The following is a 23,504-nucleotide window of genomic DNA, read 5'->3' as shown; positions in this document are numbered from 1 at the left end:
TTGAACACTCTACAAATTAAGAGAGACTTGTGAACGAAAGTTGCAATACCGTAAAAGCAGTTGAACCAAGCGCAGGTGAAGCGTTTCCTCTAGGGGCAACGCTATCCTCTGATGGATGTAATTTTGCGGTGTATGCACCGGACGCAAAAGCCGTGATTCTTTGCTTCTTTAACAAGGACACCGAAGAAGCAACGGTGGAATATATGTTGCCTGAGAAAACAGGTGACGTTTGGCATGGTTTCTTTAATGGGATAAAGGCTAGGTCAGTACTATGGATATCGCGTTGAACGCGGTGAGGGAGGCTTACACGCTGTTCCCACGCACAAGTTACTTATTGACCCGTACGCAAGAAAATTAAGTCGTCCGATTAAATGGGACGCAAGACAGTACAAGCATGACTCTCAATTCATGATACCTAAATGTATAGTGATAGATGAGTCAGCGTATGCGAAGCGCCCCGTATCATCTCCCAGCGTGCCCAAACACAAACGAATTGTTTATGAAGCGCATGTGAAAGGCCTGACAAAACTTCACCCAGACGTTCCTAAAGCCCATCGAGGGAAGTTCATAGGTGCAGCCCACCCAAGCGTGATATCGCATTTAAAAGCATTGGGTATTACCACGGTTCAGTTCATGCCACTTTGCTCGTTTATGCCCGAGCCATTTATCACAGAAAAAGGGTTGACGAATTACTGGGGCTATAATCCCGTTAACTTTTTTGCACCTGAGCCTAGGTATGGCGTCAGTGATGCACTTGCAGAACTTCAAGAGATGGTCTCTGCATACCATAAAGCCGGGCTTGAAGTGATAGTCGATGTGGTATTTAACCATACCGCAGAAGCTGGTAAAGGTGGCCCAATTTTGTCATACAAAGGGTTTTGTCCTTATCAAGCCTACTTGATTGAACAGTCAAAAACGGGCGAGCTATTTTATTCCAACCACTCTGGCTGCGGTAATACCATCAATACTGCACAGCCGTTCATGATGGGGCTTATTCTTGATGCAATGCGACATTGGGTGCAAGTTATTGGTATTGATGGTTTCAGGTTTGATTTGGCGGTAAGTCTTGGTCGAGAGCCTCAACAATACAACAAAAAGTCGGGTTTGTTGCGGGCGATTGGAAGCGATCCAGTATTGAAAAATAGAGTGCTGCTCGCTGAGCCTTGGGACATAGGCCCTGGCGGTTATCAGGTAGGTAATTTCCCAGCGCCATGGCTAGAAGTTAACGATAAGTATCGCGACACGGTTAGGGCGTTCTGGCGCGGCGATGACGGCGTTACAGCCGACTTTGCAACCCGGCTTATGGGGTCTCGCGATGTTTTCCATAAAGGCCGACGGCATATCAGTACGTCGGTTAACAACGTGACTTATCACGATGGCTTTACGCTTCATGACATGGTGACTTACGCAGAGCGTCATAATCTAGATAACTTAGAGGACAATCGCGATGGTCACGGTCACAACCTTTCGGCTAACTATGGTGTAGAAGGTGAAACCGCCGACCCCGGTATTATTGCAATGCGCGAAAGGCAAAAACGCAACCTGTTTGCGACCCTGATATTTTCTCAAGGTACGCCGCATATCTTAGGCGGAGATGAGCTAAGTCGAACTCAAAACGGCAATAATAATGCCTACTGCCAAGATAATCCGATAAGTTGGCTAAACTGGGAGTTAAACAAGCGCAAACAAGACTTTCTGCGTTTTTGTCAGTATGTCATTCGCCTCAGGCAGTCATCTTCACTGTTAAGCGAACTAAAGCTACATGACGACCCCTATAATCTCTCAAGAAACGTGAAGGAGATTAATTGGTATAAGCCTGATGGCTCGGATAAAGCCTCTGAAGACTGGAATGCGCAGCACAACAAGGCCTTTGGCGTTGAAATTAAAGGGTGTTCCACAGGCTCCCAAAAGGCAGAGCACTGGTTTTTGTGCGTGAATGCCAGTGATAGCGACGTACGCTTTCATTTGCCTTCTGTTTTACCAAGAGGCGGTTGGACAATGCATTTGGATACGCGTTATGCGTCGTTAGAGGAGCAGCCCTCTATTTGCATTCAGAAAGTGTTCTTACAGGCAAGCTCATCGTTAACATTATTTAGTTTTGCGAGTTTTGATGGTTAACAATGTGCATATGGCTTAGCCCGCAGGTTGCTTGAATTACAGGGCAGAAGGGCAATATTTAGGGTAATGCGTTTTTAATACGCGCCTTTTACATTTACCATTGGCGACAAATACGGCATACCGTACTAATTTATCGATGTTTGGCTGTTCTTTATTACTTCAGGTGGTATCATGCGCTCCCATCTGAAATGTGAGGGTGTTCCTATGCAAAATAAAGGTGGTAATTCGCACGACGACAATGCGTGTGATATTGGATTTATCGGTTTGGGTGTGATGGGAAGCAATCTCACCATGAACCTAGTTGATCACGGTTATCGCGTTGCGTGTTTCGATTTGGACCAAAATAAAGTCGAATCGATTTTAGCAAAAGACGAAAGCGAGCGAAGCGCTGGTTCGGAACCTCGCGTTGAAGGCTGCAGTTCGTATACCGAGCTTCTTAGCAAACTTAAAGCCCCTCATCTTATTATCATTTCAGTGCCTGCTGGCGACCCTGTTGACCATGTATGTAACCACCTTATTGATGCAGGTATTCATGCAGATGATATCGTAGTAGACACAGGCAACAGCTTGTGGACAGACTCTGTAGCTCGCGAAGAGCAATACAAAGGTAAATTCATATTCTTTTCTACAGCAGTATCAGGTGGCGAAGTCGGTGCACGTTTTGGACCCTCACTTATGCCTTCTGGCAACCCTTACGCGTGGACGCGCATTGAGCCTGTATTAAAGTCAATTGCCGCCAAAGTTGACCCTCAAACGGGTAAGCCGCTTGAAAGTCATACACCTGGGCAGCCTGTTCTAGAGGGTGAGGCTTGCGCAACCTATATTGGTCCAGTGGGTGCGGGCCACTATGTAAAAATGGTTCACAATGGTATTGAATATGCAGACATGCAGCTTATCTGTGAAACTTATCATGTGATGAGACAAGCTCTGCATATGGCACCTGCTGAAATTGCCGAGGTATTCCGCCGTTGGAATGAAGGTAAACTTAATAGCTATCTGATGGAAATCAGTGCAGAAGTGCTTGAGCAATTAGACCCTGAGACTAAACAACCGTTGGTTGATGTTATTCTTGATAGGGCAGGACAGAAAGGCACTGGGCTATGGACAGCGGTCAGCGCGCTACAAGTTGGAAGCCCAGCTCAAACCATTACCTCAGCAGTATTTGCTCGTAGCATTTCTAGTTTGAAAGATGAGCGCTTAGAGGCAAGCAAGGTATTGGCAGGCCCAGACGCTCCTGTGTTCAGTGATGAACAGAAGATGTCTATTATTAATAAGCTTGAGCAAGCCCTGTACTGCTCGAAAATCTGCGCCTATGCGCAAGGATTCCAACTTATGGCCATGGCGGGCAAAGAGCATGGCTGGGCGCTTGAATTCGGTGAAATTGCCAAGATTTGGCGCGCTAGGTTGTATTATTCGTGCGGTCTTCCTTCAGTCTATCTCAAAGGCCTACGAAAATAATGAAGATCTAGCGAACTTGCTTATGGACCCTTATTTCGCAGAGCAAATTACCCAATATCAGGCCGATTGGCGAGAGTCTATTGCTCAAGCAACGCTAGCGGGTGTGCCGTGTCCTGCAATGATGTCTGCACTAAGCTACTATGATTCATATCGCACCGCTGTGTTACCTACCAACTTGCTTCAAGGCCAGCGAGACTATTTCGGTGCACACACTTATCAACGTATCGATAAGCCAGCAGGTAAGAAGTACCATATTGAATGGAGTGATCCTTCTAGGCCACAAACGGCTATCAAAAAGTAATTGATTTGCGGCAGTCACTTACCCTGATAAGTAACGTCTGACTTGTAACAAACTATGTATGAAGGTGTATTTGGTAGCAAATACACCTTTTTTATTCTCAAGAGGTAATGTATGTCACATGATAATGGCCAATGGCGTGAAACACTGAGCGAGGAAGAGTACCGCATTTGCCGCGAAGCCGGCACAGAGCGACCATTTACAGGTGTGTTACTTGATGAAAGTCGCAGCGGCCTATACGTCTGCAAATGCTGTGAAGCGCCATTATTTCCCTCCACCACAAAATTTGATGCAGGCTGTGGCTGGCCTTCATTTTACAAGCAGTTAGATGAGGGGAATGTGGATTATCGCGAAGATTTATCTCATGGCATGCGCCGAGTTGAAATTTTCTGTAAGCAATGTGGCTCGCATTTAGGTCACGTTTTTCCCGATGGACCAGAGCCAATAGGTCAACGATATTGCGTAAATTCAGTATCAATGACATTTAAAGGGGATGATGCCAGCACCGTAAAGGGCTAGGGCACAGTTTGAAACGATGCTATTAAGGTAAACATCTGGTTAAAATTTAACCTTGTTTTGTGGTCGCTTTCAGAAATAATAAAAAAACCGTCGATTTTTGACGGTTTTTTGCGTTTTCATTATGTTTTTTTATGAAAGTAAATTTCAGAAATTAAAGCTTATTGAGCATAAGTTTTTCAGCATTAAACGTATTACTATTTAATGCACTGACGATATCTTCAACAACTCTGTCCAATATCTCCACGGGTAAGTTGAATGACTGCCCGAGTTGTTTGCGTTGTATATCGGGTAGTGAATCGTCAAATTCTTCTGCAACACCGTACCATACGTATGCCAATCGATAGTTTTCACTATCCATGCCAATAGAAGCAAGAGAATGATAGATACCCACATCAATATCGTCGCTATCGGTATAAAGGCCCAACGCTCGATAGAGCGTTGCCATGGCCCGTGCCTGATCTGATTTTATCTGTGCTGACGCAACTGAAACAAGTAACTCTGGGTCGCTAACGCGGTCGCTTGCAACAAAGCGTTCTAGACGATGAAACGCTTGTTCATCGTTATATCTTGTCCAGTGATAGTAGGAAAGATAAGGGTCTAGTGATGTCTTGGTTTCTCTACTTAAACGCTTAATTTCGTTCCTTGCTGTAATTACACCTTTTAGGCGGGTTGCTTCCTTTCCTTTTCGCTTCACGTGTTCTATGTGTTGTACTTCTTCAACACATTCTAAATATTCTTCGAAATGCAGCAGCAATGGATATTTATAGGCATCATCCTCGCTGTTTTGATGGTAATAACGCTGGCGAATAATGTCAGCGCGCTCAAAGCGACAACGGGCATCTAGACTGAGATCTAAGCACAGCTCACTTTGTTCTTCACAAATTTCCCTTATGGTCGGTTCGAACAAATCGCCACACCCAGGCAGTAAGCTAACCAAAACAGCCCATAAGATAGCAGTGCCAAGCTTTGAGTTCCGCTTTGTTGGAAACTTACTAAATAATGCGGCGTTAAAAGCGCTTTTTATTAGCATTATGAAACTTATCAACAATTTGGTCATCCTTGTGAGTTTAATTAAGATACTGCTCGTCACCGTCAGACGATACCTCACCTAGTGTACCCTAACAATAATAATAAGCTGACGTGCAATTAACGCAATTTTATATCGACGAAGGCAGAAGCATGAATCAACAGTTTGAGCAGGAATTACAAAGCAGCTGGCAAGAGCGTCAGGAATACGCAGAAATGATGTTGCCCCTTATCGGTAAACTATACCGAAATAAGGCAGTTGAGATCTCTGTGTATGGCCGCTCGCTATTAAACGCCAGTGCCATTGATGTTATTAAAGCGCATCGAAAAGTGCGCCTGCACGAAGGTATTAAACTACGTTTACGTGAAAGCTACCCCATTTTAGAAGCCCTTAGCACCATGCAACTTGCACCTATGGCGCAAATTGATATTGGTAAATTGGCCTTCGATTTCCACTATGGTTCAGCGGTTGACAACAGCGACCTTACGGCCTACCTCAACGAAAAACTAAACGACGTTGCAGGGAAAGAGGACGATCAGAAGCCTCAAGACGTTGTACTATATGGTTTTGGCCGTATAGGTCGTTTACTTGCTCGATTGCTTATCGAGCGTCAAGGACAAAACAACAAATTGCGTCTACGTGCCATCGTAGTTCGTGGCGGCCGTGACGGTGATTTAGAAAAGCGTGCCAGCCTATTGCGTCGCGATTCTGTTCATGGCCCATTTAACGGTAGCATTACCGTTGACCACGAGCGCAATGCACTTAAGGCAAACGGTTCTTATATTCAGGTAATCTATGCTAATAGCCCAGATGAAGTGGATTACACACAATACGGCATCGACAACGCTATTATTGTCGACAACACAGGTATTTGGCGTGATCGAGACGGCCTCGGTCTTCACCTGAAAGCAAAAGGCGCTGCAAAAGCGATTTTAACTGCGCCAGGTAAAGGTGACATCAAGAACATCGTGCACGGCGTTAACGATGAAGAAGTGACTCCAGAAGATACGATTGTATCTGCGGCAAGTTGCACAACGAATGCAATTACGCCAGTACTTAAAGCGCTTGATGAAGAGTATGGCATTGATAATGGTCATGTCGAGACGGTGCATTCATACACCAATGACCAAAACCTTATCGATAACTACCACAAAGGAGATCGCCGCGGACGCAGTGCACCTCTCAACATGGTAATTACTGAAACTGGCGCAGCTAAAGCGGTTGCTAAAGCCTATCCTAAGTTAGCGGGTAAGCTTACAGGGAACGCTATTCGTGTACCTACACCGAATGTTTCACTTGCTATTCTTAACTTAAACCTCAAGTCGTCGGTAGACCGTGTTGCTGTGAACGAATTTTTGCGTGATACCGCGCTGTTCTCAAAACTTCAGCATCAGATCGATTACACAGCAAGTAAAGAGATTGTATCAACCGATTTGGTCGGTTCTCGTGCCGCATCTGTTATTGATTCTCAAGCAACCATTGCTGCAGACAATCGACTTACACTCTATGTATGGTATGACAATGAATTTGGTTATAGCTGTCAGGTACTTCGCGTAGTGCGCGACATGGCTGGCTTGAGCTTTCCAACACTGCCGCTTTAAGCGATACACAACAATGTGATGAAAAAACCGACCCAAGTGGTCGGTTTTTTCATGGTGTAAACAGAATGTTTACTTTTTGCATTATAAAACCCTCCTGTGCGCGTGGTATTTGTGATGGTGTCTATGCTAAATTAGCGCACAAATAATGAGGAAAACGACAGTCTATGCATATCTCAAGTCAATTCGACAGCGGCAACATTGAAGTTGTTAGCGCACAATCACCCGAAGACATTCGTCTGGCTATCCCAAAAGACAATCAATCAGAATTTGCGCAGTGGTTCCATTTTAGGTTGGTTGGCGAAACGTTTGTCACCCATAAAATGACAATTGAAAATTTGGCGAAATCTGCTTATCCAGAAGGCTGGAAAGGGTATAACGTTCTTGCGTCATATGATCGCCAAACGTGGTTCAGAATTCCAAGCGCTTTTGATGGTGACAATCTTTCATTTTCACTGACTCTAGAGCAACCAAGTGTCTATTTTGCGTACTTTATTCCTTATAGCTACGAGCGCCATCTTGACCTTGTCCACGATGCGCAGATGTCCTTATTGTGTGAGCACCGCTTTTTAGGTCTTACTCTTGATGGCCGCGATATGTCGTTGCTTGTCATTGGTGAAGAGACACCTGAAAAGAAAAAGGTCTGGATTACAGCTCGTCAGCATCCAGGTGAGACGATGGCAGAGTGGTGTGCTGAAGGCATTATTTATCGACTACTTGATGAACAAGATGGTTTGGCGCGGCAGTTGCTTGATAATGCTGTCTTTTACATTGTGCCGAATATGAACCCAGACGGAAGTGCTCGTGGTCACCTGCGTACTAATGCGGTAGGCACTAACTTAAACCGTGAGTGGGCAACGCCAACGGCAGAGAAAAGCCCAGAAGTGCTTTACGTACTTGACGCCATGACCGAGACCTATGTTGATATGTATCTAGACTTGCACGGTGATGAGGCATTACCGTACAACTTTGTTGCAGGGAGCGAAGGCAACCCAAGCTATTGTGATGAAATAAAAGCGCTGGAAGATACGTTTAAAGCCGCACTATTAAGTGCAACGCCTGAATTCCAAGATGAATTTGGCTACGACAAGGATGAGCCTGGTAAAGCTAATCTAACCGTTGCGTCAAACGCTGTAGGCGAGAAGTTTACTTGTATGGCCTATACGGTTGAAATGCCGTTTAAAGACAACGCGGACGTACCGGATGACATCTATGGGTGGTCAGTACAGCGCAGTAGGCAGCTAGGTGAAGATTTACTCATCGGCGTTAATGCAGTAGTAAAAAAGCTGAAAGGCGATTAAAAACCAGGTTGAAGCACTAGCTTCAAGATCAAAGGCCTCAATAAGAGGCCTTTTCGCAAGAAAATAAGGCGTTGTTGCACTGTAGATGAGCGGTAAGAAAGGATACAGTAGCAAGCAATGTCTAAATATAATCACAATAAATAAAGTAATCATAATAAAAAAGGGGAAATACCTTGGAAGGGTTATACGGTTTTCTAACAATGTTAGACGGCTTTTTAGGAGGCGCGTTTTGGTTTCCTTATGTGCTGCTAGGTGTCGGTCTATTTTTCACTGTTTATCTTAAATTTCCGCAAATTCGTTTTTTCAAGCATGCGTGGCAAGTCGTTACGGGTAAGTTCGATAAAGAAAGCGACCCGGGCGATACCACTCACTTTCGCGCACTCACCACGGCGCTGTCAGGGACAGTAGGTACGGGTAATATTTCAGGTGTTGCGTTTGCTATCTTTCTTGGTGGCCCTGCTGCGCTTTTTTGGATGTGGGTTACAGCGTTTTTAGGGATGACAACTAAATTTGTCGAAGTGACACTTTCTCACAAGTATCGCGTTAAAACTGAAGATGGCACTATGGCAGGTGGACCTATGTATTACATGGACCGTCGCCTAAATATGAAATGGTTGGCTGTGGCATTTGCAATCGCTACCGTTGTGAGTTCATTTGGTACTGGCAACCTTCCGCAGAGTAATGGTATTGCGCAAAGTATTGAGGCTACATTTGGCTTTGAACCATGGATGGTGGGTAGCGTATTGGGCATTCTTTTGGCACTGGTTATTTTAGGTGGCATCCAGCGCATCGCAGCATTCACCGCGCGTGTTGTGCTGGTAATGGCAGTTATCTACCTAATTGGTGCGATGGCGGTTATTCTTGCGAACCTAGAAAACATTGGGCCTTCATTTGCCAGCGTAATTGGCGACGCGTTCACAGGGTCTGCGGCAGCCGGAGGCTTCCTTGGAGCATCGCTTGCGTATGCCTTCAACCGAGGTGTAAACCGAGGCTTGTTCTCGAACGAGGCTAGGTCAAGGTTCTGCGCCCATTGCTCACGCAGCGGCGAAAACCAAAGAGCCAGCATCTGAAGGTATGGTTTCACTACTTGAGCCTTTTATTGATACGATCCTAATTTGTACGGTTACTAGGTCTTGTTATTCTTTCATCAGGCGTATGGAAAGAAAAGCATGAAAACGTATTTGATCGTTCGGACATGTTCTTTGTTGCAGGGCAGTACGATGATTCTAAGCAAGCTGACGTCGATAAGCTTTACGGATACCTTAACGAAGTTGAAGGTAACGTTGTAGAAGCTTATACAGGGTCAATCACAGTAGTAAATGGTACTGCGGTAAGCGATGGCTTCACATTACTTAACTCACGCTCAATTGCTGAAGACGTTAAGTATTCTGTGGGGAGCGAAGACCTTTTCACCGGTACCTTGAAGATTGTTGATGGTAAAGTAGGTTAAAGAAAATCTAGAAGTTAGCGGTAAGTCATTGGTGCACTCTGCTGCGCTGACCACCATTGCATTTACTCGAGGCTTTTTTGGTGAATTCGGTCAATACATTGTATCGATTGGTCTTATGTTATTTGCATTCTCAACAGCCATTGCCTGGTCTTACTACGGCGACCGCGCAATGACATACCTGTTTGGGCCGCGTTCTGTTATGCCTTACCGCGTAATTTACGTAGCAGGTTTTGTTTGGGCGGCGTTCTCTGATACAACATTGGTATGGGCCTTGTCTGCTGTTGCCATTGTGGTAATGACACTTCCTAACCTGTTCGGTATTGTATTGCTGTGCAAAGAAATGAAAGAAACAGTAAACGACTATTGGAGTCGACATAAAAAATAGTCAAACTTTCACTAAGGGCAACGACAACGTAGCGTAGCCCATTAATAAATGCGTGTTTCAGCCTTTTTTGTAAAAGTGCTAGGCACGCATTTTTTGTTTTCTAAAGACGGCAATCGACTTCATTGTTGACATAATCTTAAGTATGATAGCCGTCCGCGTTTAAACGAGAAGACGAAAAGCGGTTTCTCGTTTCTCATTCGCACCTACTAAACAGGAGCAACGTATGGCATTAGTTGACTGTCCTTCGTGTAATAAGAAAACGTCTGATAAGGCGAAAACTTGTCCCCATTGCGGCTTTAAGATTGGCGACGCTACCTCTGAAGATATTGAGCGCAAACAAAGCTTACAAAAATTTCAGAAATTACAGAGTATTCAAAATCAATCATTGCTTGCTATGCTGATCTTTGTAGCCAGTTTTGGCTTTATGTACTGGGGCGGAACGCGTCCTGGTGATTTGCAACACAATTTAGCAATTTTGGGTGCGGTAGTGGGCTTTGTATGGTACCTCATTAACCGCGCGCGTATTGTTTACATTAAGCGTTTTCCTAAATGAATATAGATGCATTATTGGCCAGCATGACGCCAGAGATATACGAGCGTCTGCGCAGTGCTGTTGAAACAGGAAAGTGGCCAGACGGTACGCCACTTAATGAAGAGCAAAAGGCGAGCAGTATGCAAGCCGTTATGCTTTATCAATCAAAAATTGAAAAGTCTTCTGAACATATGACTATTGGCGAAAGCGGTGAAATTGTTCACAAGAGTAAATCAGAATTCAAGCGTTCTCTTAATGAACCTCAAGACGATAAAAATACTATAGCGCGGTTTAAACAGGATGATATTTAGTCGACTATTTGCGCCTTCGCACGCAAGTCCAAAGCCTGAGAAAAGGATGCAGGCTATCGAAAACCTTTCACCAGAAAAGGCCTCTGATAAAACGATTCTTCACGAGTTGGCATTCAACGACGACAATGATGATGTGAGTTTGGCGGCACTAGAAAAGCTCAACGTATTTGCGCTGTGGCTAAAAATGACGCAAATCGCAAAGTCACCTAGAGTTAAACGCGTGTGTGAGAAAAAGGTGAGTGAAGCTGTACACGGACAAAGCGATATTGCACTGACTCGTCAGGAAAAAGCCGCGTTTCTAACCGAGTCGGCAAATAACGAACAAGTGACGCAAATCGTTCAAAAGGATCCGAGTTTATTGGGTGACGATAACCTTGCCCGTGCGCTTATAGAAAAAGTTGATAAGGCGTCCTTTACGCAGTTTGTTTTCTTAAATGGCGCGAGTGAAGCACTTCGCGCTAACATGGTAAATGAGCAATCTGATATAGCTTCGCTTCAAAAACTTGCCAAAAAAGTCAGTGAACCAGCGTTATTGGCCCATATTGATGCGCGTATAGAGGCCATCAAACTCGCTGAGCAGAAACCTGTTGAGTTAAGAAAGCAACTCACGTTAAGTCTTTCTAAGTATCAAGCTCTGCTCGATAAAACCGATGTAGAGTTAGTCATACAGCGACAAGATGAGCTTGAAAGCGAATTGGCTGGCCTCTTTAGCCAGGCAGATATATTAAATGAAGATGAACGTGCAGCGCTTGAAGAGAAGCAAGCTCGTATTGCTGAGCAGGTGGCGCGATATTTAGCACGGATCCGTCCAGCTTGGGAGGCAGAGCAACAAGCTCAGTCTCTGGCCAACACTAAGGCACTCGCACAGCAGCAAGTAGAACATGCAACTCAACAGGTCGATTGGTTGTTTGGCGAACGTTTGTGCGATGCCACTCTTGCCGATGTAGCTACGGTGAACGAGAGTGTGCGAGGGTTAGAAGCGACGATCGAACAACTTGTTCGACAAATAACACAAGATTCTGAGGCCTCTTATCTACAGCGCCTCAATACGACGGTTAAAAATCTCAATGCAAAACTTGATGATTTTTCAATGCAGCAACAGTACGGCCAAAAGTTGCTGGTAAGGTTGCAAAACCTTGAATCCTTGGCTGAGAGTATAGCGGCCAGCAAAGACGATGTTGCTACGTCTATGTTAGATGAGTTCGCAGATGTCAAGCGTGCGTATATCGAAGCCAAAGACGCGTTGATTCAACTGCCACAAACTTTCGGCTCTCGCTATGCCAACGCTACCAAGCAGGTAAGTGCGATTACCAAAGCGGCGAAGGCCGAACGAGCTGGTGCGATAAAAGCAGTTAAAAAACAACTTACTTTAATTGATAACCTCATCGCTCAAGGGAAATTTCGCGCAGCCATCGTCAAGTTTAATAAGGTGAAGGATAGCTTTGTAGCACTTCCAGATAATGAAAAGTCATCTTTAACCAAACGCTTTGAAAAAACACAGGACGATGTATCTCGTCTTGCTGGTTGGCAAGACTACTTGGCTGCGCCAAGAAAGCCCGCGTTAGTTGAGGAGGCGGAACAGCTAGCAGCAACGCAGGTTGATAATATCAAAGCCAGAAGTGACGCGATTAAGTACCTTAGGAAGCAGTGGCTATCGCTTACGACAATGGGCGATGATGCTGGAGAGAAAGACTCTCTTCAAAGCGCATTTGATGAGGCTCTTGAGCGTGCATTCGAACCATGTAGAGCGCATTATGCTGAACTTGACGCAAAACGCACCGCTGCTTTGGAAACTCGCCAATCAATAATTGCGAATGTTAAGGCGCTTGATAGTGATATGCCGACTGGTGAGCTGGCTAAAGCCTACGACAAGCTAGCCAAGCAGTGGCATGCTGCGGGTCAAGTTGAGCGCAGCAATTATGAAGTGCTAAAGCAAGAATGGAAATCAGCATCCTCTGAATTGGTAGCGAAAATCAACCAATGGCAGCAAGAAAATCAAATACAAAAACGCAAGCTTGTTGATGATGTAAAGGCACTATCAGGGGCTGAAGACGTCGCAGAAGCCGCCTCACAAGCCCAAGCGCTTCAAGCACAATGGAAGCAAATTGGGCATGCAGGTAAGCGTGAAGAAAGCCGTTTATGGGCTGAATTCAAAAGTGCGAACGACACCGTTTTCGGGCGCTTAAAAGCAGAGCGTAAATCGCAAAATCATGCGTTTAACGCTCAAGTCGAGAATTTAATGGCGTCTTTACAAGGTTTGGATACAAACCTACCTGACAGTGCGTTCAAAGACGCGATCCAACCAATCAAAGAAGCGTTGCAATCGTTACCCAACGCACACCGTGCTAAAATTGAACGGAAAGTGACTGAGCTTGAACAACGACAAGAGGCGCAAGCTCGTGATGCAATGTTAGCATCACAGAGGGAGCGTGTTGATGCGTTGAATGCCTTGCTTAGTAATGCGTCGGAGCAAGATGATGAATCTTTGGAAACGCTGAAAGCAAAAGTGGGGAAGCGATGGACGTCATTGCTTGAACAAGCAGGCGATGAGACATCTTCTCATGTTCACCACGATCGTCAGTGGCTTACTGTAGCGCTGGAAGTGGCGACAGACATGCCTAGCCCGCAAAGCGATGCTTCTATTCGCTCTAGTGTGCAGCTACAAATTATGACTGCGAAACTCGAGCAAGGGGAAGCGCCAGACGCGTCGGCACTACTGTCAGATTGGATCCTTGTCGGGCCTATCGAAAAAGCTGAAAAGGCATTGGTTTCGCGCGTAACCAATGTACTTGCTTCTCACCCTGAGGTCGTTGCTTAAATGGAGAATAGTATCGAGTATCTATTCGAAAGTGAGATGACGGCCTATCGGTTTTTGAACACGGTGAAGCACATTGATGCTGAGGGTTTGAAAGTTAAATTTGGTAGAAGTGACCATCACGTTAGCGTGAGGTATCGATATGTCGTTGGTGAGTTTGATTCAACGCTCTCTACGTTAGATGATATTGCCCGAGAATTGGGTGGGGAAGAAGTGTAGCGAATTTGTTTATTCGTAAATAAAAAAGCCAGACGTAATGTCTGGCTTTTTTCACATTGATTGCCTAACAATCTTTGTCTTCAGCATCGACGCCTTCTTTCACATCTTCGCACGCGTCTTCTACTGCATTACCTGCATCGGTAACCATCTCGTCTAGCTCTTCGCCTGCGTCTTCAGCTTCGCCATCGCCACATGCGGCTAGTGAAAGTGCAAATGCTGAAGCGACAAGTACTTTTGATAAATTTTTAAATGAAAACATATCCTTTCTCCTTTTCCTAAAATGGGTGCTTATCTATGCTCTAGGTGCTTTACCACGAAGTGCATTAGCGATAAGTGAAATAACCAGTAGCGCTATGAATACAAAAAACAGAAACTGCGCTATACCTGTAGCGGCACCTGCGATGCCTCCAAAACCAAAAACTGCTGCAATAATGGCGATGATAAAAAATGTAATTGCCCAACCTAACATAGCTAAATCCTCTTATTGCTTCCTTAATGTCACAATGAGTCATGCGAGTGCTGTGCCTGTTTTTTTAAGTGTTTGATTTGTATTGTTTAAATGTATTTTTGTTATAGTTTTGGCTGAGCTGTTTAGGTATGGATAATTTCTGCTTTACAGGTTTTTTTGCACTTTTTACACAGGTCACTTACCTTAGAAGTAATAAACAACGACAAATAATGGAACGCGCTATGGCAAATACACATTCAGCTTTCATTGGCCTCATGCAGCGAGCAAGAAACGTTAAGCGCTGGCCCCTGATGGCACAATTTCAAGAAGAGATGCTTTCTACACATATTTACGAAGCATCAGTCGTGGCGCATATGTTGGGTGCCATTGCTTGTGATGTCTTTGGCGAAAACATTAACCCTGACCGGGTTGCGGCAATGGCAATTTTTCACGAGGGAAGTGAGATAGCGGGTATGAGTGATATACCCAGTCCAGTTAAGTATCACGATCCTGAGACCACTGCTGCTATTAAAAAACTTGAGCGCCGCTTTGAAGCGATGCTCATTAAAACGCTTCCAGAAGCATTGCAGGCACGATACACACCACTTATCGAGCAAGATAAGGAAGATGAACATGTCACACTGGCAAAAGCGGCAGATGTGCTTTGTGCCTATCTAAAATGTGACTATGAGTTGGCAAAATCTAACTGTGAGTTCTCAAATGCGATGCAAGAAATGGAGATTCAGCTTAAGGGCTATCGCTCGCGGCTAAAAGCCGTCGATTATTTTTGTCAAATTTTCCTTGAGGATGCTAAGGGTACGCTTGATGAACAAACCAAAGATCTCGAATGGATAGAGCGAGCGAATACACTACATTTAGATAACAGCTAATAGAAACGCCAGCTTAATGCCAATAGCAAGCTGGCGTGTTTGATGCGGGAGTTTACCAGCTACCGAAGAAAGCGATAGACAGGTTATGGTTTACCTGGGCTTGTGCGCTGTTACCGGGTGGGTTTATGTAATTATTCATGTATCCCATTTCAACGCGCCATTGGTTGCTAAGTTGATAAGCGGGTCCTACGTATAGACGATTTTGGTCAAACCCTCTACGCTGCCCCCAGTCTGCGTCGTTGAGCGCGATAAACAACTCATCCCATACCACTAACGACCACTGATCAGTTAAGGGCATTGACCAGCGAACGAATTGTCTAATTCGATGCCCGGTGTCGTCGCCTTCATCGCGTCTAAAGCGTTGCTCTAGACGGGTTCTTGCGACTACGTTGCCACCCATAAAATTCGCAAGGGAATAGGTTGCCTGTTGCCACAGTCGGTCTTCTTCTATCGTTTGTTCGTTTGTATCAATGGTGACTCTTGCCACGCCAAGCCATAGCGTTAGGTCTTCGTTCATACGATAGCCAACACCCGGTCTAAAGATAGAAACGCCAAGCTGTGACGCATCCTCTTTAAATCGCATATGTCCATCAAACCAGTACTGCCAATCGCCTCGTTCATTAGCATCGCCTATAAGCGTTATTGCATTCCACGACTGTATGTCGTTTGTTGTTGCCAATGTAAGTGTGCTGAACTGAAGCAATAAAGTTAGCGCGAGTGCGCGGATTGCTGCACAGGGTTTAATGTCCATAATAATCTCAACGTGTGGATGGTGTGTTTTTTGGTGTTTTGAAAGAGGAGTAAAGCCAGATATTGGCTTTACTCCTTTATTGCTTAGTTAGAAGTGGGGTTGTAAGGAAGTGATGACTGGTGAGCGACAATTCGCAAATCACCATCGCTATCTTTGACATAAGCAAAGGTGTACTCAACTTTTGTCTCGCCGCCTGACGTATCAGTAAAGAAGTAGTTACCCATCGCGACTGCCATACGACAACTATTATTAATAATACCCACGTTGTCGAATTTAACGTTAGTGTAGGGTTTTATAGCAAAACCCTTGTCTTCGGCATATGCGTCGTTGCCGCCCACGAAATAAGACAACGCTGCGTCAAAACTGGAACGAAACTGATCGTTAGTTGCTAACGTAGGCTTAAACAGAACACTGCTCAAGTCATAGCCATACATATCTTGAATAAAGTCGGCAGCCTCTGCTGAGTAATCACCTTTGTTAGTGAACACTGAGCCTATGCGAACTATGCCATTACCCCACATCTTTTGAGCGTTAACTACTTCTCGCTCAGTTATGCACTCGTCAGAATACAAAAGGGTATTGTCGAGGGCTTTGGCTTGTAATGAAGTCGCGCTACTTGCCGTGGCGTTAGACATTTGTGGTTTTGCAACAGCGCTACAGCCAGTTGTCACAAGCGCAGCAGTTAGAACTAGAGTAATCTTTGAGATAGATGTTGATAATGCTTTCATCGCTGGACTCCTTAAGTCTGCAAAATAAAACGTAGTTTTAGTTCACTGCACAATGGTTTCATTGTTTGGCAGTGCATAGTGATAAGCATATATAGAAAGGATGACATGAACTTTTGCGCAACATTAAAAAGGCATTAACGGCATGTTAATACATGCTGATGTTTCTTTAATGTATTGGAATCATTATGAAAAAGACGCGCCTTGATTGGCAAATGCGCCCCCTTAACGGGTAACGGCAGGTAAGGGAAGGTAACGGAAGGTAAGCGAAAGTAAGGGTAAGGGAAAGTATTGGGAGCACTCGGCTCCCTTACTCAATATCGATTATTTCTTAGGTTCAAGTGGCTTTGCCAATACCTTTGAAACGTCTAAAACATTTTTGTTTAGGCCATCGTCTGTGCGGCTCATCTTTACCGTGATAGTGAAATAAATATTGTTAATCTGTTTTTTGACGACGTCGTTTGTCGTGGCCCCTGCCATAGGTTGCGCTACTTCTTCGCAGCCTGACATAGTGCACTGTCTGTCGTTTAGCAAAATAACTGGCTTATCGTTATTGGGCGTCACTTCTCTTGCAAGTACCGGCTTTTTATCAACGTCAGTTTTCTGAACGGTAATATAGGCGTAGTTATTTTGCTGCGCAATTTCTGCTGCTCTGTGCAATGCATATTGCTGCACAATATCGGCAGGCGTTTTATCTGTGGCTTTAAAACGAACGCGATAAAGATCATCAGCTAATTTTTCACTGAAATAGCCGTAGCCTCCTTTTGCATTCGCTTCTTTATAAGGTGTAGGTGCCGCTACGGGGGTTGATGAGCATGCTGCCAACACGCCAAGCGTGCAAGCAACTGCGCTTATAACGGCCAAGCGCTTTGTGAAAGTGGAGAAATACGTTTTATAGCTCATCAGACAAATTCCTTATACTTCTTGCTGATTTTCAGTGAAATAGAGACAGCAACGCAGTGCGTCCCATCGACAGTAGCGCCTGGTGTCGCCGTGCTTTTGGGTTTGCATCAGTGGCCCCTTTGTATGCGCCTATTCCCATTATAGTAATGAGCGTTTCAGGCTTTCCCATCAATAGTGCGCATTTATGTTTTGCATGTTTTAATGCAACGTCGGCATTGTTCTTCTGCTTTATATAAGTATGCTCTTTTTCTGAAATATCGCTAATGTTTTGTTTTAAAAAAATATTCATGGTATCCATCTCTTTAAATCTATGAGTTGATCCAAACAATCTGTACTTACTCACTAACCAAAACAGCGCTTAATAAACTTCATAATACGAGTAATGCCTGCGTACTGATATGCGCTTTTCGCAAGATTTACAAAGACGAGTGTTAGCGCGATATTACCGATAAGTAGTAAGGTGCAAATGGTTAGGAAGCCTGCGCCAAAATGGAATAAAGCGCCCGCGAGCACGGCATTGATTAGTAACCAGCACACTATGGTTAGTGCGAACACTGCCAACGCCGAAAAAGCAGACACAACAAATGACTTTTTAATCAACTGTAGTTCGCCATCCAACACATCCGCAAAAGCAAAATATTGTGCCTGCCTCTGTTTGTACGCATTCTTTATAGCGTTAAACACCTCGTCGTATGATGGGTCTTCGAAAGTGTCATTGTCTTTGAAGCCCTGTTGTCCATAGGCTGCAGAATCCTTGCTTGATGCATAATGTCTTTCGCTCAGCATAAACAAAGTAGAGGCATTGGGTGGTGTGAGCTTATATGGATTTTCAGGGCTCAAGACATAGTGAGCCCTGCTAAAGTCAGGTAAAGTAACCATGAAGGGTAACCGACCTTTTATTTTTTGCGAAATAGCGCGGTAGCTAGCATGCCTGCGGCAAATGCAATCCCTGCTGTCGCTACGGGATTTTCAACAGCATAGGCGCGCACTTTTGACGCGTGCCATTTCTTTTCAGCAAGGCGCTTACGCGCGGACATATTTTCGGCGGATGACGTTGCGGTTTTACGTAAGTTTTCTTCCACAATACCAGCGCTGTCAGCTAGCTTATCTACTGAGGCGTGCAGCGATGCCTGCATAGAGTCTGTCAGCGGATGCCCTGGTGCTGTCGCACCATTTGATTTGTTGGCCTGAGACTTATTTGTAGTTTGCGTAGCCATAATATTCTCCTTAAACTTTATGGGTTCATAGTTTAGGCTGCAACGCCCGTACCAATCTCAGGTTTTTGGTAACTATATGAAAATATTGCCTTATTTTGATTTTAGGCAAGCGATGGAGTGCTAAGCTAAATGTGCTGTGGGAAACTGTCACAGGGTTTGCTGCAAAAGACTGTAAATTTTTCGCACTTAAAAGGACGTGTTGGCTGTAACGATAATGTAGCTTTTAAGTAGTGAATGCATTGCGTTAAAGGCCTGCAATGTTTGTAGGCCTAATTAAATGATAGTACGTTAGCCAAATCGTCTTTAGTGATAGGTTTAAGCAATGCATTACTAATACCTATTGAAGACATGGCGTCTTTATCGGCTTCATGCCCACTCACAATGGTGAGGCAGGCATCTGGCTGTGCGGCTTTTAAAAGTGCAGCCAAATCATAGCCATTGTAATCGGGGAGCGTTAGATCCATTAGTATGTGGCCGAACGCTTTTTCACTGGCTTGCTGTAACGCACTGGCGCCACTATTTTCTATACATGCATTAAACCCTAAATGAGTCAGAAAAAGTTGCAAAAGCTCAGCGGCGTCTTCGTCATCTTCAATCACCAGCACGTCGTTGGTGTTAGATTGGGTTTTAGCTGCGTCTAGCTCGGCGTTATCTGTTTGTAAAGATGTTTCCTTTTGTTGTTGCTCAAGTGCAGAGGAGGCCATTATCGGCATATCCGTAATGTGTTTCTCAACACTGGCGAATGTGATGGCATGGGTTGGAGAAAGGTATTGCGTCAGCAGTTTTACTAACGCAAATTTGTCAATTGGCTTGCCGATTACATCGTTAAATCCTTCGGCAATTAGCGATTCTTTTAGGCCTTTTCTGCTTGCTGCCGTTACCGCAACCACGGGCAAAGACTGTCCATGGCGCCGCAATGCGTGAAGCGCTTCAATGCCATTCATAACTGGCATATGAATATCCATTAAAACTAGATCGAACGGGGTTCCATTTTCTTCCGCTTGTAGCACTGCCTCTAGCGCCTTTACGCCATTTTCAGCAAAGCTTATATCTGCTTGTGACTGGCTGACAATATACCCTGTTAAGCGTCTTATTTCACGCAAATCATCGACAATTAGTACGCGGCCTTGTACCTGTAGATTGATGATACTGGGCTCAACCGCCGTTACTTGTCCAAGTGTTAAATCAACTCGTGGTTGAGAAGAAATGTCGCCAGGGTCGATAGTAAAAGTAAATGTACTTCCTTGTCCTAAGCGAGATTCAACGCTAATGTCGCCTCCCAGTTTGCTGACCAACTCATTACAAATAGCAAGTCCCAGCCCGGCTCCACCATGATTCGCTCTCATCACATCTTCAATTTGTTCGAAAGGTTGGAAGATATTATTGAGTTTATCGGGAGGCATACCAATACCAGTATCTGCTACAGAAAACTTCAGTGTACTCTTGCTTTTATCTGCGGATTCATCAAGAGATACAGTAAGAGTGATACTGCCCTTATCAGTAAACTTTACTGCATTTGATACAAGGTTAAGCAGTACTTGACGCAGTCTTGTCGGGTCGGTTTTTATAAACTCTGGAATACGCGTGCTGGATACAAGGTCAAGGCTAATACCCTTGTCTTTCGCATTTAAGCGCATCAATGAATGAATATCAGTGAGGAATGCGCATAAATTAACGTCTTTAACGTTGAGCTCTAGCTTCTCGGCCATAATACGCGACATGTCCAACAAGTCGTTAAGCAGGCTAAGTAAGTGCTTGCCATTAGAATGTATGATTGCCAGTTCCTGCTCAATACCTTTGTTCTTAGTATCGTCTATCAGCAGTTCTGTATAACCAAGAATAGAGGTTAGGGGCGTTCTTAATTCATGACCAAGATGAGCTAAAAACTTATCTTTCGCTTTATTTTTCTGTTCAATTTTATTGCGCTCTAAGCGCTCATTTTCTATGTCACGTCGTACTAGTGCATAACGAATGGTGCGCATAAATCGCGGGGTTTCAATTTCAGATTTTTGCAGATAATCGGCCGCACCAGCACGCATCACCATTTCATCAACCGCAGCATCAGACTGACTAGGTCAAAATAACCACAGGCAGATTTATCTGATTCGATTTCAATGTTGCCAGGACGTCGAGGGCATTTTCCGCCCCTAATAGATAGTCTAAGAGGCACAAATCGAAGGTGTGCGTATTTAATGCAGCCATTGCCTCACTGCTGTCGGTGACCCAGGTGAGCTCAAATTTTGGCGATTCAATATGAGTTAGGTAGTCCGAGGTTAACAAATAATCGTCTTCATCGTCTTCTACCAAAAGGACTCTAATGACCTCAGTCATAGGGCAACCTCGCTATTCATGTGGTAGCTCAACAAATTCAATCCAATAGCGTCCAAGTGCCCTCATTAGCTCTACAAGTCCTTCGAAGTTCATAGGTTTAGTGATATATGAGGCACAACCTAAGTCGTATCCTCTGAGCATATCTTCTTCTTCTTTCGACGTGGTTAAGATTACAACGGGGATGCTGCGCAACTTAGGATCGTTTTTAAGTTCCTGTAGTGCTTCGCGCCCATCTTTTCTTGGCATATTGAGATCAAGCAAAATAAGCGATGGGCGAGGGTATTGCTCAGCATCTTCATACTTGCCTTCATGTCGCAAGAACTCGAGTAATTCCACTCCGTCTTCAACACAAAATAAATTGTTAAGTACGCGGCTTTCTTTTAATGCGTCTACGGTGAGTAAGCGGTCATCCTCATCATCATCTGCCATGAGTATATTGATAGGTTGTGTCTGTTTACGCGTCATTTTGTTGTTCTCCGCTTGTATTTGTCGTGCCAAAGGGTTCACTGTCAATGGGCATTAAAATAGTAAATGTGGCGCCTTTACCTGAGATGCTAGTTGCCGATATTTGACCATTGTGTCTTTCTACGATACGCCTGCATACCGCAAGACCTATTCCCGTGCCCTTGTATTGGCTTCTGCCGTGTAGTCGCTGAAAAGGCGCAAAAATCTTTTCAGCAAAGGATTGATCAAACCCTATGCCGTTGTCTTTCACGTCAATCTTTATCCATTCGAACTCGTCTGACATCAAAAGGGACGCTAATTCATCGTCACTTGGTTTCGATAGGCTCACATTCACTTCAGGAGCCACATCGTTTGGTTGAAACTTCAAAGCATTTGAAATCAAATTTAAAAATAATTGCTCCAACTGAGAGCGATCGCCGCGAACAGTAGGCATATCATCTATTGTTACTGTTGCCGATTTTTCGTCTATGGCAATTTCGAGATCGCTGACAACACTGGCTAGCGCCGTGTTTAAGTCAACATCTACAAACTCTTTTCCCCTTGTAGATACGCGAGAAAATGCGAGTAAGTCCGATATAAGCATGGACATGCGCTCTGCAGCATTTAGCATTCGCGCAAGAAAATCTTGCCCACGCTCGTCGATAACATCTGCGTAGCCAGATTCAAGCCTATTTCCAAAAGCCCGAATTTTTCTTAGAGGCTCTTGCAGGTCATGTGAAGCCACAAAAGCAAAATCCTCAAGCTCTCTATTACTTCGTGCTAGTTCGTCAGAATACATGCTGAGTTCTTGCGTTCGCGCTTCTATGCGTGACTCAAGCGCTTCATTGATCGATTCCAAATCTGCTTGATATTTTTCATGCTCGCGAGAGTTGATTTTAAGTAATATAAAAACCGCGATAATGAGCAATACACTTGTCGCTGAGGATATAATTAACGTGTTCACCGAGTCGCGTCGTAGCTCCATGAGGTTGGCAAGATGCGTTCCCTGCATATCCCTTTCAGATTCGTCGATTTCTCTGAACAAACTTTCAAACTGTTCATAAAGTTCAAACCCTTTATCGCTGTTAACCAGCGCTAAAGCATCGTCCCGTCGGCCTGCTTTTGTCAGCTCTACTGCTTCTATAACTTTATTAATTTTTAGTTTGGTCAGCGTTAGCAACGCACTAATATGTTTGGATTGTTCTTTTATATCCGATGAAAAAGCGCTTACCTCAACTTCATCCATGAACTCATTCACAACACTGAGCGTTTCGGTGTAATCGGACAGATAGTTGGTGTTGTTAGTTAGCAAGAAACCACGTTGACCAGATTCAACACGAAGCACTGCGACATGTAACCGATTAACCGCATTTATCACGCGGTTAGTGGTAAACAACCGAGCCTCAAGAGAGGACAAGTCGTTAAGTGTACTCACTACATAAAAAGCGTTTGCCGTCATAATAACAATGACGGTGACGACAATGACTATCCAACTGTATATCGATGACAATAGTCGGTTAATCATTCTTGTCGCTCGCTACACTTTGGCCCATTGATGTCGTCAATTCAGCCAGCTTAAGACTACAATCTTTTGCACTGCTGATTATTTTATCAAGCGCCGCGGCAGCCTTGTCAGGAGACACTTCGCCATTGATAGCCATCTTTACCAGTTCCGCTTGCATAGAGATTCTGTTAAGGGGTTTACGTGCATCGTGCACGAACACGCTCAGTTTAGAGAACTCTTCATCAGTCATAACCACTACC

General features: G+C 44.5%; 20 protein-coding genes and 4 pseudogenes. 11 read left to right on the top strand and 13 right to left on the bottom strand.

Annotation, left to right across the window (positions count from 1 at the left end; translation table 11 throughout):
- The first annotated feature begins 29 nt into the window (after positions 1-29).
- The 3 genes and pseudogenes from glgX to msrB all read left to right on the top strand — a co-directional run bounded on the left by glgX (position 30) and on the right by msrB (position 4,393).
- Positions 30-2,118, top strand: a pseudogene (gene glgX, locus V6N89_RS12815) (glycogen debranching protein GlgX).
- A 204-nt stretch (positions 2,119-2,322) separates the two neighbouring features.
- Positions 2,323-3,877, top strand: a pseudogene (gndA, locus tag V6N89_RS12810) (NADP-dependent phosphogluconate dehydrogenase).
- A 111-nt stretch (positions 3,878-3,988) separates the two neighbouring features.
- Positions 3,989-4,393 carry a peptide-methionine (R)-S-oxide reductase MsrB gene (msrB, locus tag V6N89_RS12805; RefSeq protein ID WP_346992778.1) on the top strand — a complete coding sequence of 135 codons (405 nt, stop codon included), beginning with the start codon at positions 3,989-3,991 and terminating at the stop codon, positions 4,391-4,393.
- Positions 4,394-4,544: 151 nt separating this feature from the next.
- On the opposite strand, the gene V6N89_RS12800 is transcribed toward msrB, so the two are convergent.
- A complete protein-coding gene (locus V6N89_RS12800) occupies positions 4,545-5,423 on the bottom strand; it encodes a DUF2989 domain-containing protein (protein WP_338517874.1) in 879 nt (292 codons plus the stop codon).
- 149 nt (positions 5,424-5,572) lie between these two features.
- On the opposite strand from V6N89_RS12800, the gene V6N89_RS12795 reads away from it, so the two are divergent.
- From V6N89_RS12795 to V6N89_RS12765, 7 genes and pseudogenes are all read left to right on the top strand, one after another.
- The gene (locus V6N89_RS12795; RefSeq protein WP_346992777.1) at positions 5,573-7,021 is read left to right on the top strand and encodes a glyceraldehyde-3-phosphate dehydrogenase; all 1,449 of its coding nucleotides are present in this window, start codon (positions 5,573-5,575) and stop codon (positions 7,019-7,021) included.
- 164 nt (positions 7,022-7,185) lie between these two features.
- Positions 7,186-8,319, top strand: a complete 1,134-nt coding sequence (locus tag V6N89_RS12790; RefSeq protein WP_346992776.1) for a M14 family metallopeptidase — start codon at positions 7,186-7,188, stop codon at positions 8,317-8,319.
- 173 nt (positions 8,320-8,492) lie between these two features.
- Positions 8,493-10,154: pseudogene (locus tag V6N89_RS12785) on the top strand (alanine/glycine:cation symporter family protein).
- 223 nt (positions 10,155-10,377) lie between these two features.
- On the top strand, positions 10,378-10,707 hold the full coding sequence (locus tag V6N89_RS12780) for a zinc ribbon domain-containing protein (RefSeq protein WP_338517873.1): 330 nt from the start codon (positions 10,378-10,380) through the stop codon (positions 10,705-10,707).
- Positions 10,704-10,997: a YeaC family protein gene (locus V6N89_RS12775; RefSeq protein ID WP_338517871.1), complete on the top strand. Its 294-nt coding sequence runs from the start codon at positions 10,704-10,706 to the stop codon at positions 10,995-10,997. The genes V6N89_RS12780 and V6N89_RS12775 overlap by 4 nt, the downstream gene beginning before the upstream one ends.
- 46 nt (positions 10,998-11,043) lie before the next feature.
- Positions 11,044-13,815, top strand: coding sequence for a DUF349 domain-containing protein (locus V6N89_RS12770; protein ID WP_338517870.1), 2,772 nt, complete (start codon positions 11,044-11,046; stop codon positions 13,813-13,815).
- Positions 13,816-14,031: a hypothetical protein gene (locus tag V6N89_RS12765; RefSeq protein ID WP_338517869.1), complete on the top strand. Its 216-nt coding sequence runs from the start codon at positions 13,816-13,818 to the stop codon at positions 14,029-14,031.
- 64 nt (positions 14,032-14,095) lie between these two features.
- On the opposite strand, the gene V6N89_RS12760 is transcribed toward V6N89_RS12765, so the two are convergent.
- Both V6N89_RS12760 and V6N89_RS12755 read right to left on the bottom strand, forming a co-directional pair.
- Complete coding sequence (locus V6N89_RS12760) at positions 14,096-14,290, bottom strand: hypothetical protein (protein WP_159489361.1); 195 nt, start codon at positions 14,288-14,290, stop codon at positions 14,096-14,098.
- Between the two features lie 33 nt (positions 14,291-14,323).
- A complete protein-coding gene (locus tag V6N89_RS12755) occupies positions 14,324-14,500 on the bottom strand; it encodes a DUF1328 domain-containing protein (RefSeq protein WP_025255564.1) in 177 nt (58 codons plus the stop codon).
- A 221-nt stretch (positions 14,501-14,721) separates the two neighbouring features.
- Between V6N89_RS12755 and yfbR the strand changes: the two genes are divergently transcribed.
- A complete protein-coding gene (yfbR, locus tag V6N89_RS12750) occupies positions 14,722-15,369 on the top strand; it encodes a 5'-deoxynucleotidase (RefSeq protein ID WP_338517868.1) in 648 nt (215 codons plus the stop codon).
- A 52-nt stretch (positions 15,370-15,421) separates the two neighbouring features.
- Here yfbR and V6N89_RS12745 read toward each other — a convergent pair whose 3' ends face one another.
- From V6N89_RS12745 to V6N89_RS12695, 10 genes and pseudogenes are all read right to left on the bottom strand, one after another.
- The gene (locus V6N89_RS12745) at positions 15,422-16,120 is read right to left on the bottom strand and encodes a DUF2490 domain-containing protein (protein ID WP_338517866.1); all 699 of its coding nucleotides are present in this window, start codon (positions 16,118-16,120) and stop codon (positions 15,422-15,424) included.
- Positions 16,121-16,203: 83 nt separating this feature from the next.
- Positions 16,204-16,848 (bottom strand): phosphoribosyl-AMP cyclohydrolase, encoded by a 645-nt coding sequence (locus tag V6N89_RS12740; RefSeq protein ID WP_338517865.1) that lies wholly within the window; start codon positions 16,846-16,848, stop codon positions 16,204-16,206.
- A gap of 321 nt (positions 16,849-17,169) precedes the next feature.
- A complete protein-coding gene (locus tag V6N89_RS12735; protein ID WP_346992775.1) occupies positions 17,170-17,748 on the bottom strand; it encodes a CC0125/CC1285 family lipoprotein in 579 nt (192 codons plus the stop codon).
- A gap of 31 nt (positions 17,749-17,779) precedes the next feature.
- Positions 17,780-18,037 carry a hypothetical protein gene (locus tag V6N89_RS12730; RefSeq protein ID WP_338517860.1) on the bottom strand — a complete coding sequence of 86 codons (258 nt, stop codon included), beginning with the start codon at positions 18,035-18,037 and terminating at the stop codon, positions 17,780-17,782.
- A 53-nt stretch (positions 18,038-18,090) separates the two neighbouring features.
- Positions 18,091-18,627, bottom strand: coding sequence for a hypothetical protein (locus V6N89_RS12725; protein WP_346992774.1), 537 nt, complete (start codon positions 18,625-18,627; stop codon positions 18,091-18,093).
- A 17-nt stretch (positions 18,628-18,644) separates the two neighbouring features.
- The gene (locus V6N89_RS12720; RefSeq protein ID WP_338517856.1) at positions 18,645-18,965 is read right to left on the bottom strand and encodes a DUF883 domain-containing protein; all 321 of its coding nucleotides are present in this window, start codon (positions 18,963-18,965) and stop codon (positions 18,645-18,647) included.
- 269 nt (positions 18,966-19,234) lie between these two features.
- Positions 19,235-21,296 (bottom strand): annotated as a pseudogene (locus tag V6N89_RS12715) (response regulator).
- Between the two features lie 12 nt (positions 21,297-21,308).
- On the bottom strand, positions 21,309-21,761 hold the full coding sequence (locus V6N89_RS12705; protein ID WP_346992773.1) for a response regulator: 453 nt from the start codon (positions 21,759-21,761) through the stop codon (positions 21,309-21,311).
- Complete coding sequence (locus V6N89_RS12700; RefSeq protein WP_338517851.1) at positions 21,751-23,265, bottom strand: sensor histidine kinase; 1,515 nt, start codon at positions 23,263-23,265, stop codon at positions 21,751-21,753. Before V6N89_RS12700 ends, V6N89_RS12705 begins: the two co-directional genes overlap by 11 nt.
- Positions 23,258-23,494, bottom strand: coding sequence for a hypothetical protein (locus V6N89_RS12695; RefSeq protein WP_338517850.1), 237 nt, complete (start codon positions 23,492-23,494; stop codon positions 23,258-23,260). Before V6N89_RS12695 ends, V6N89_RS12700 begins: the two co-directional genes overlap by 8 nt.
- Between the last annotated feature and the right edge of the window lie 10 nt (positions 23,495-23,504).

Origin of the sequence: Alteromonas gracilis (assembly GCF_036870955.2) — a bacterium.
GTDB classification, from domain to species: domain Bacteria; phylum Pseudomonadota; class Gammaproteobacteria; order Enterobacterales; family Alteromonadaceae; genus Alteromonas; species Alteromonas gracilis_A.
This window is presented reverse-complemented; position numbering and strand designations above follow the sequence as displayed.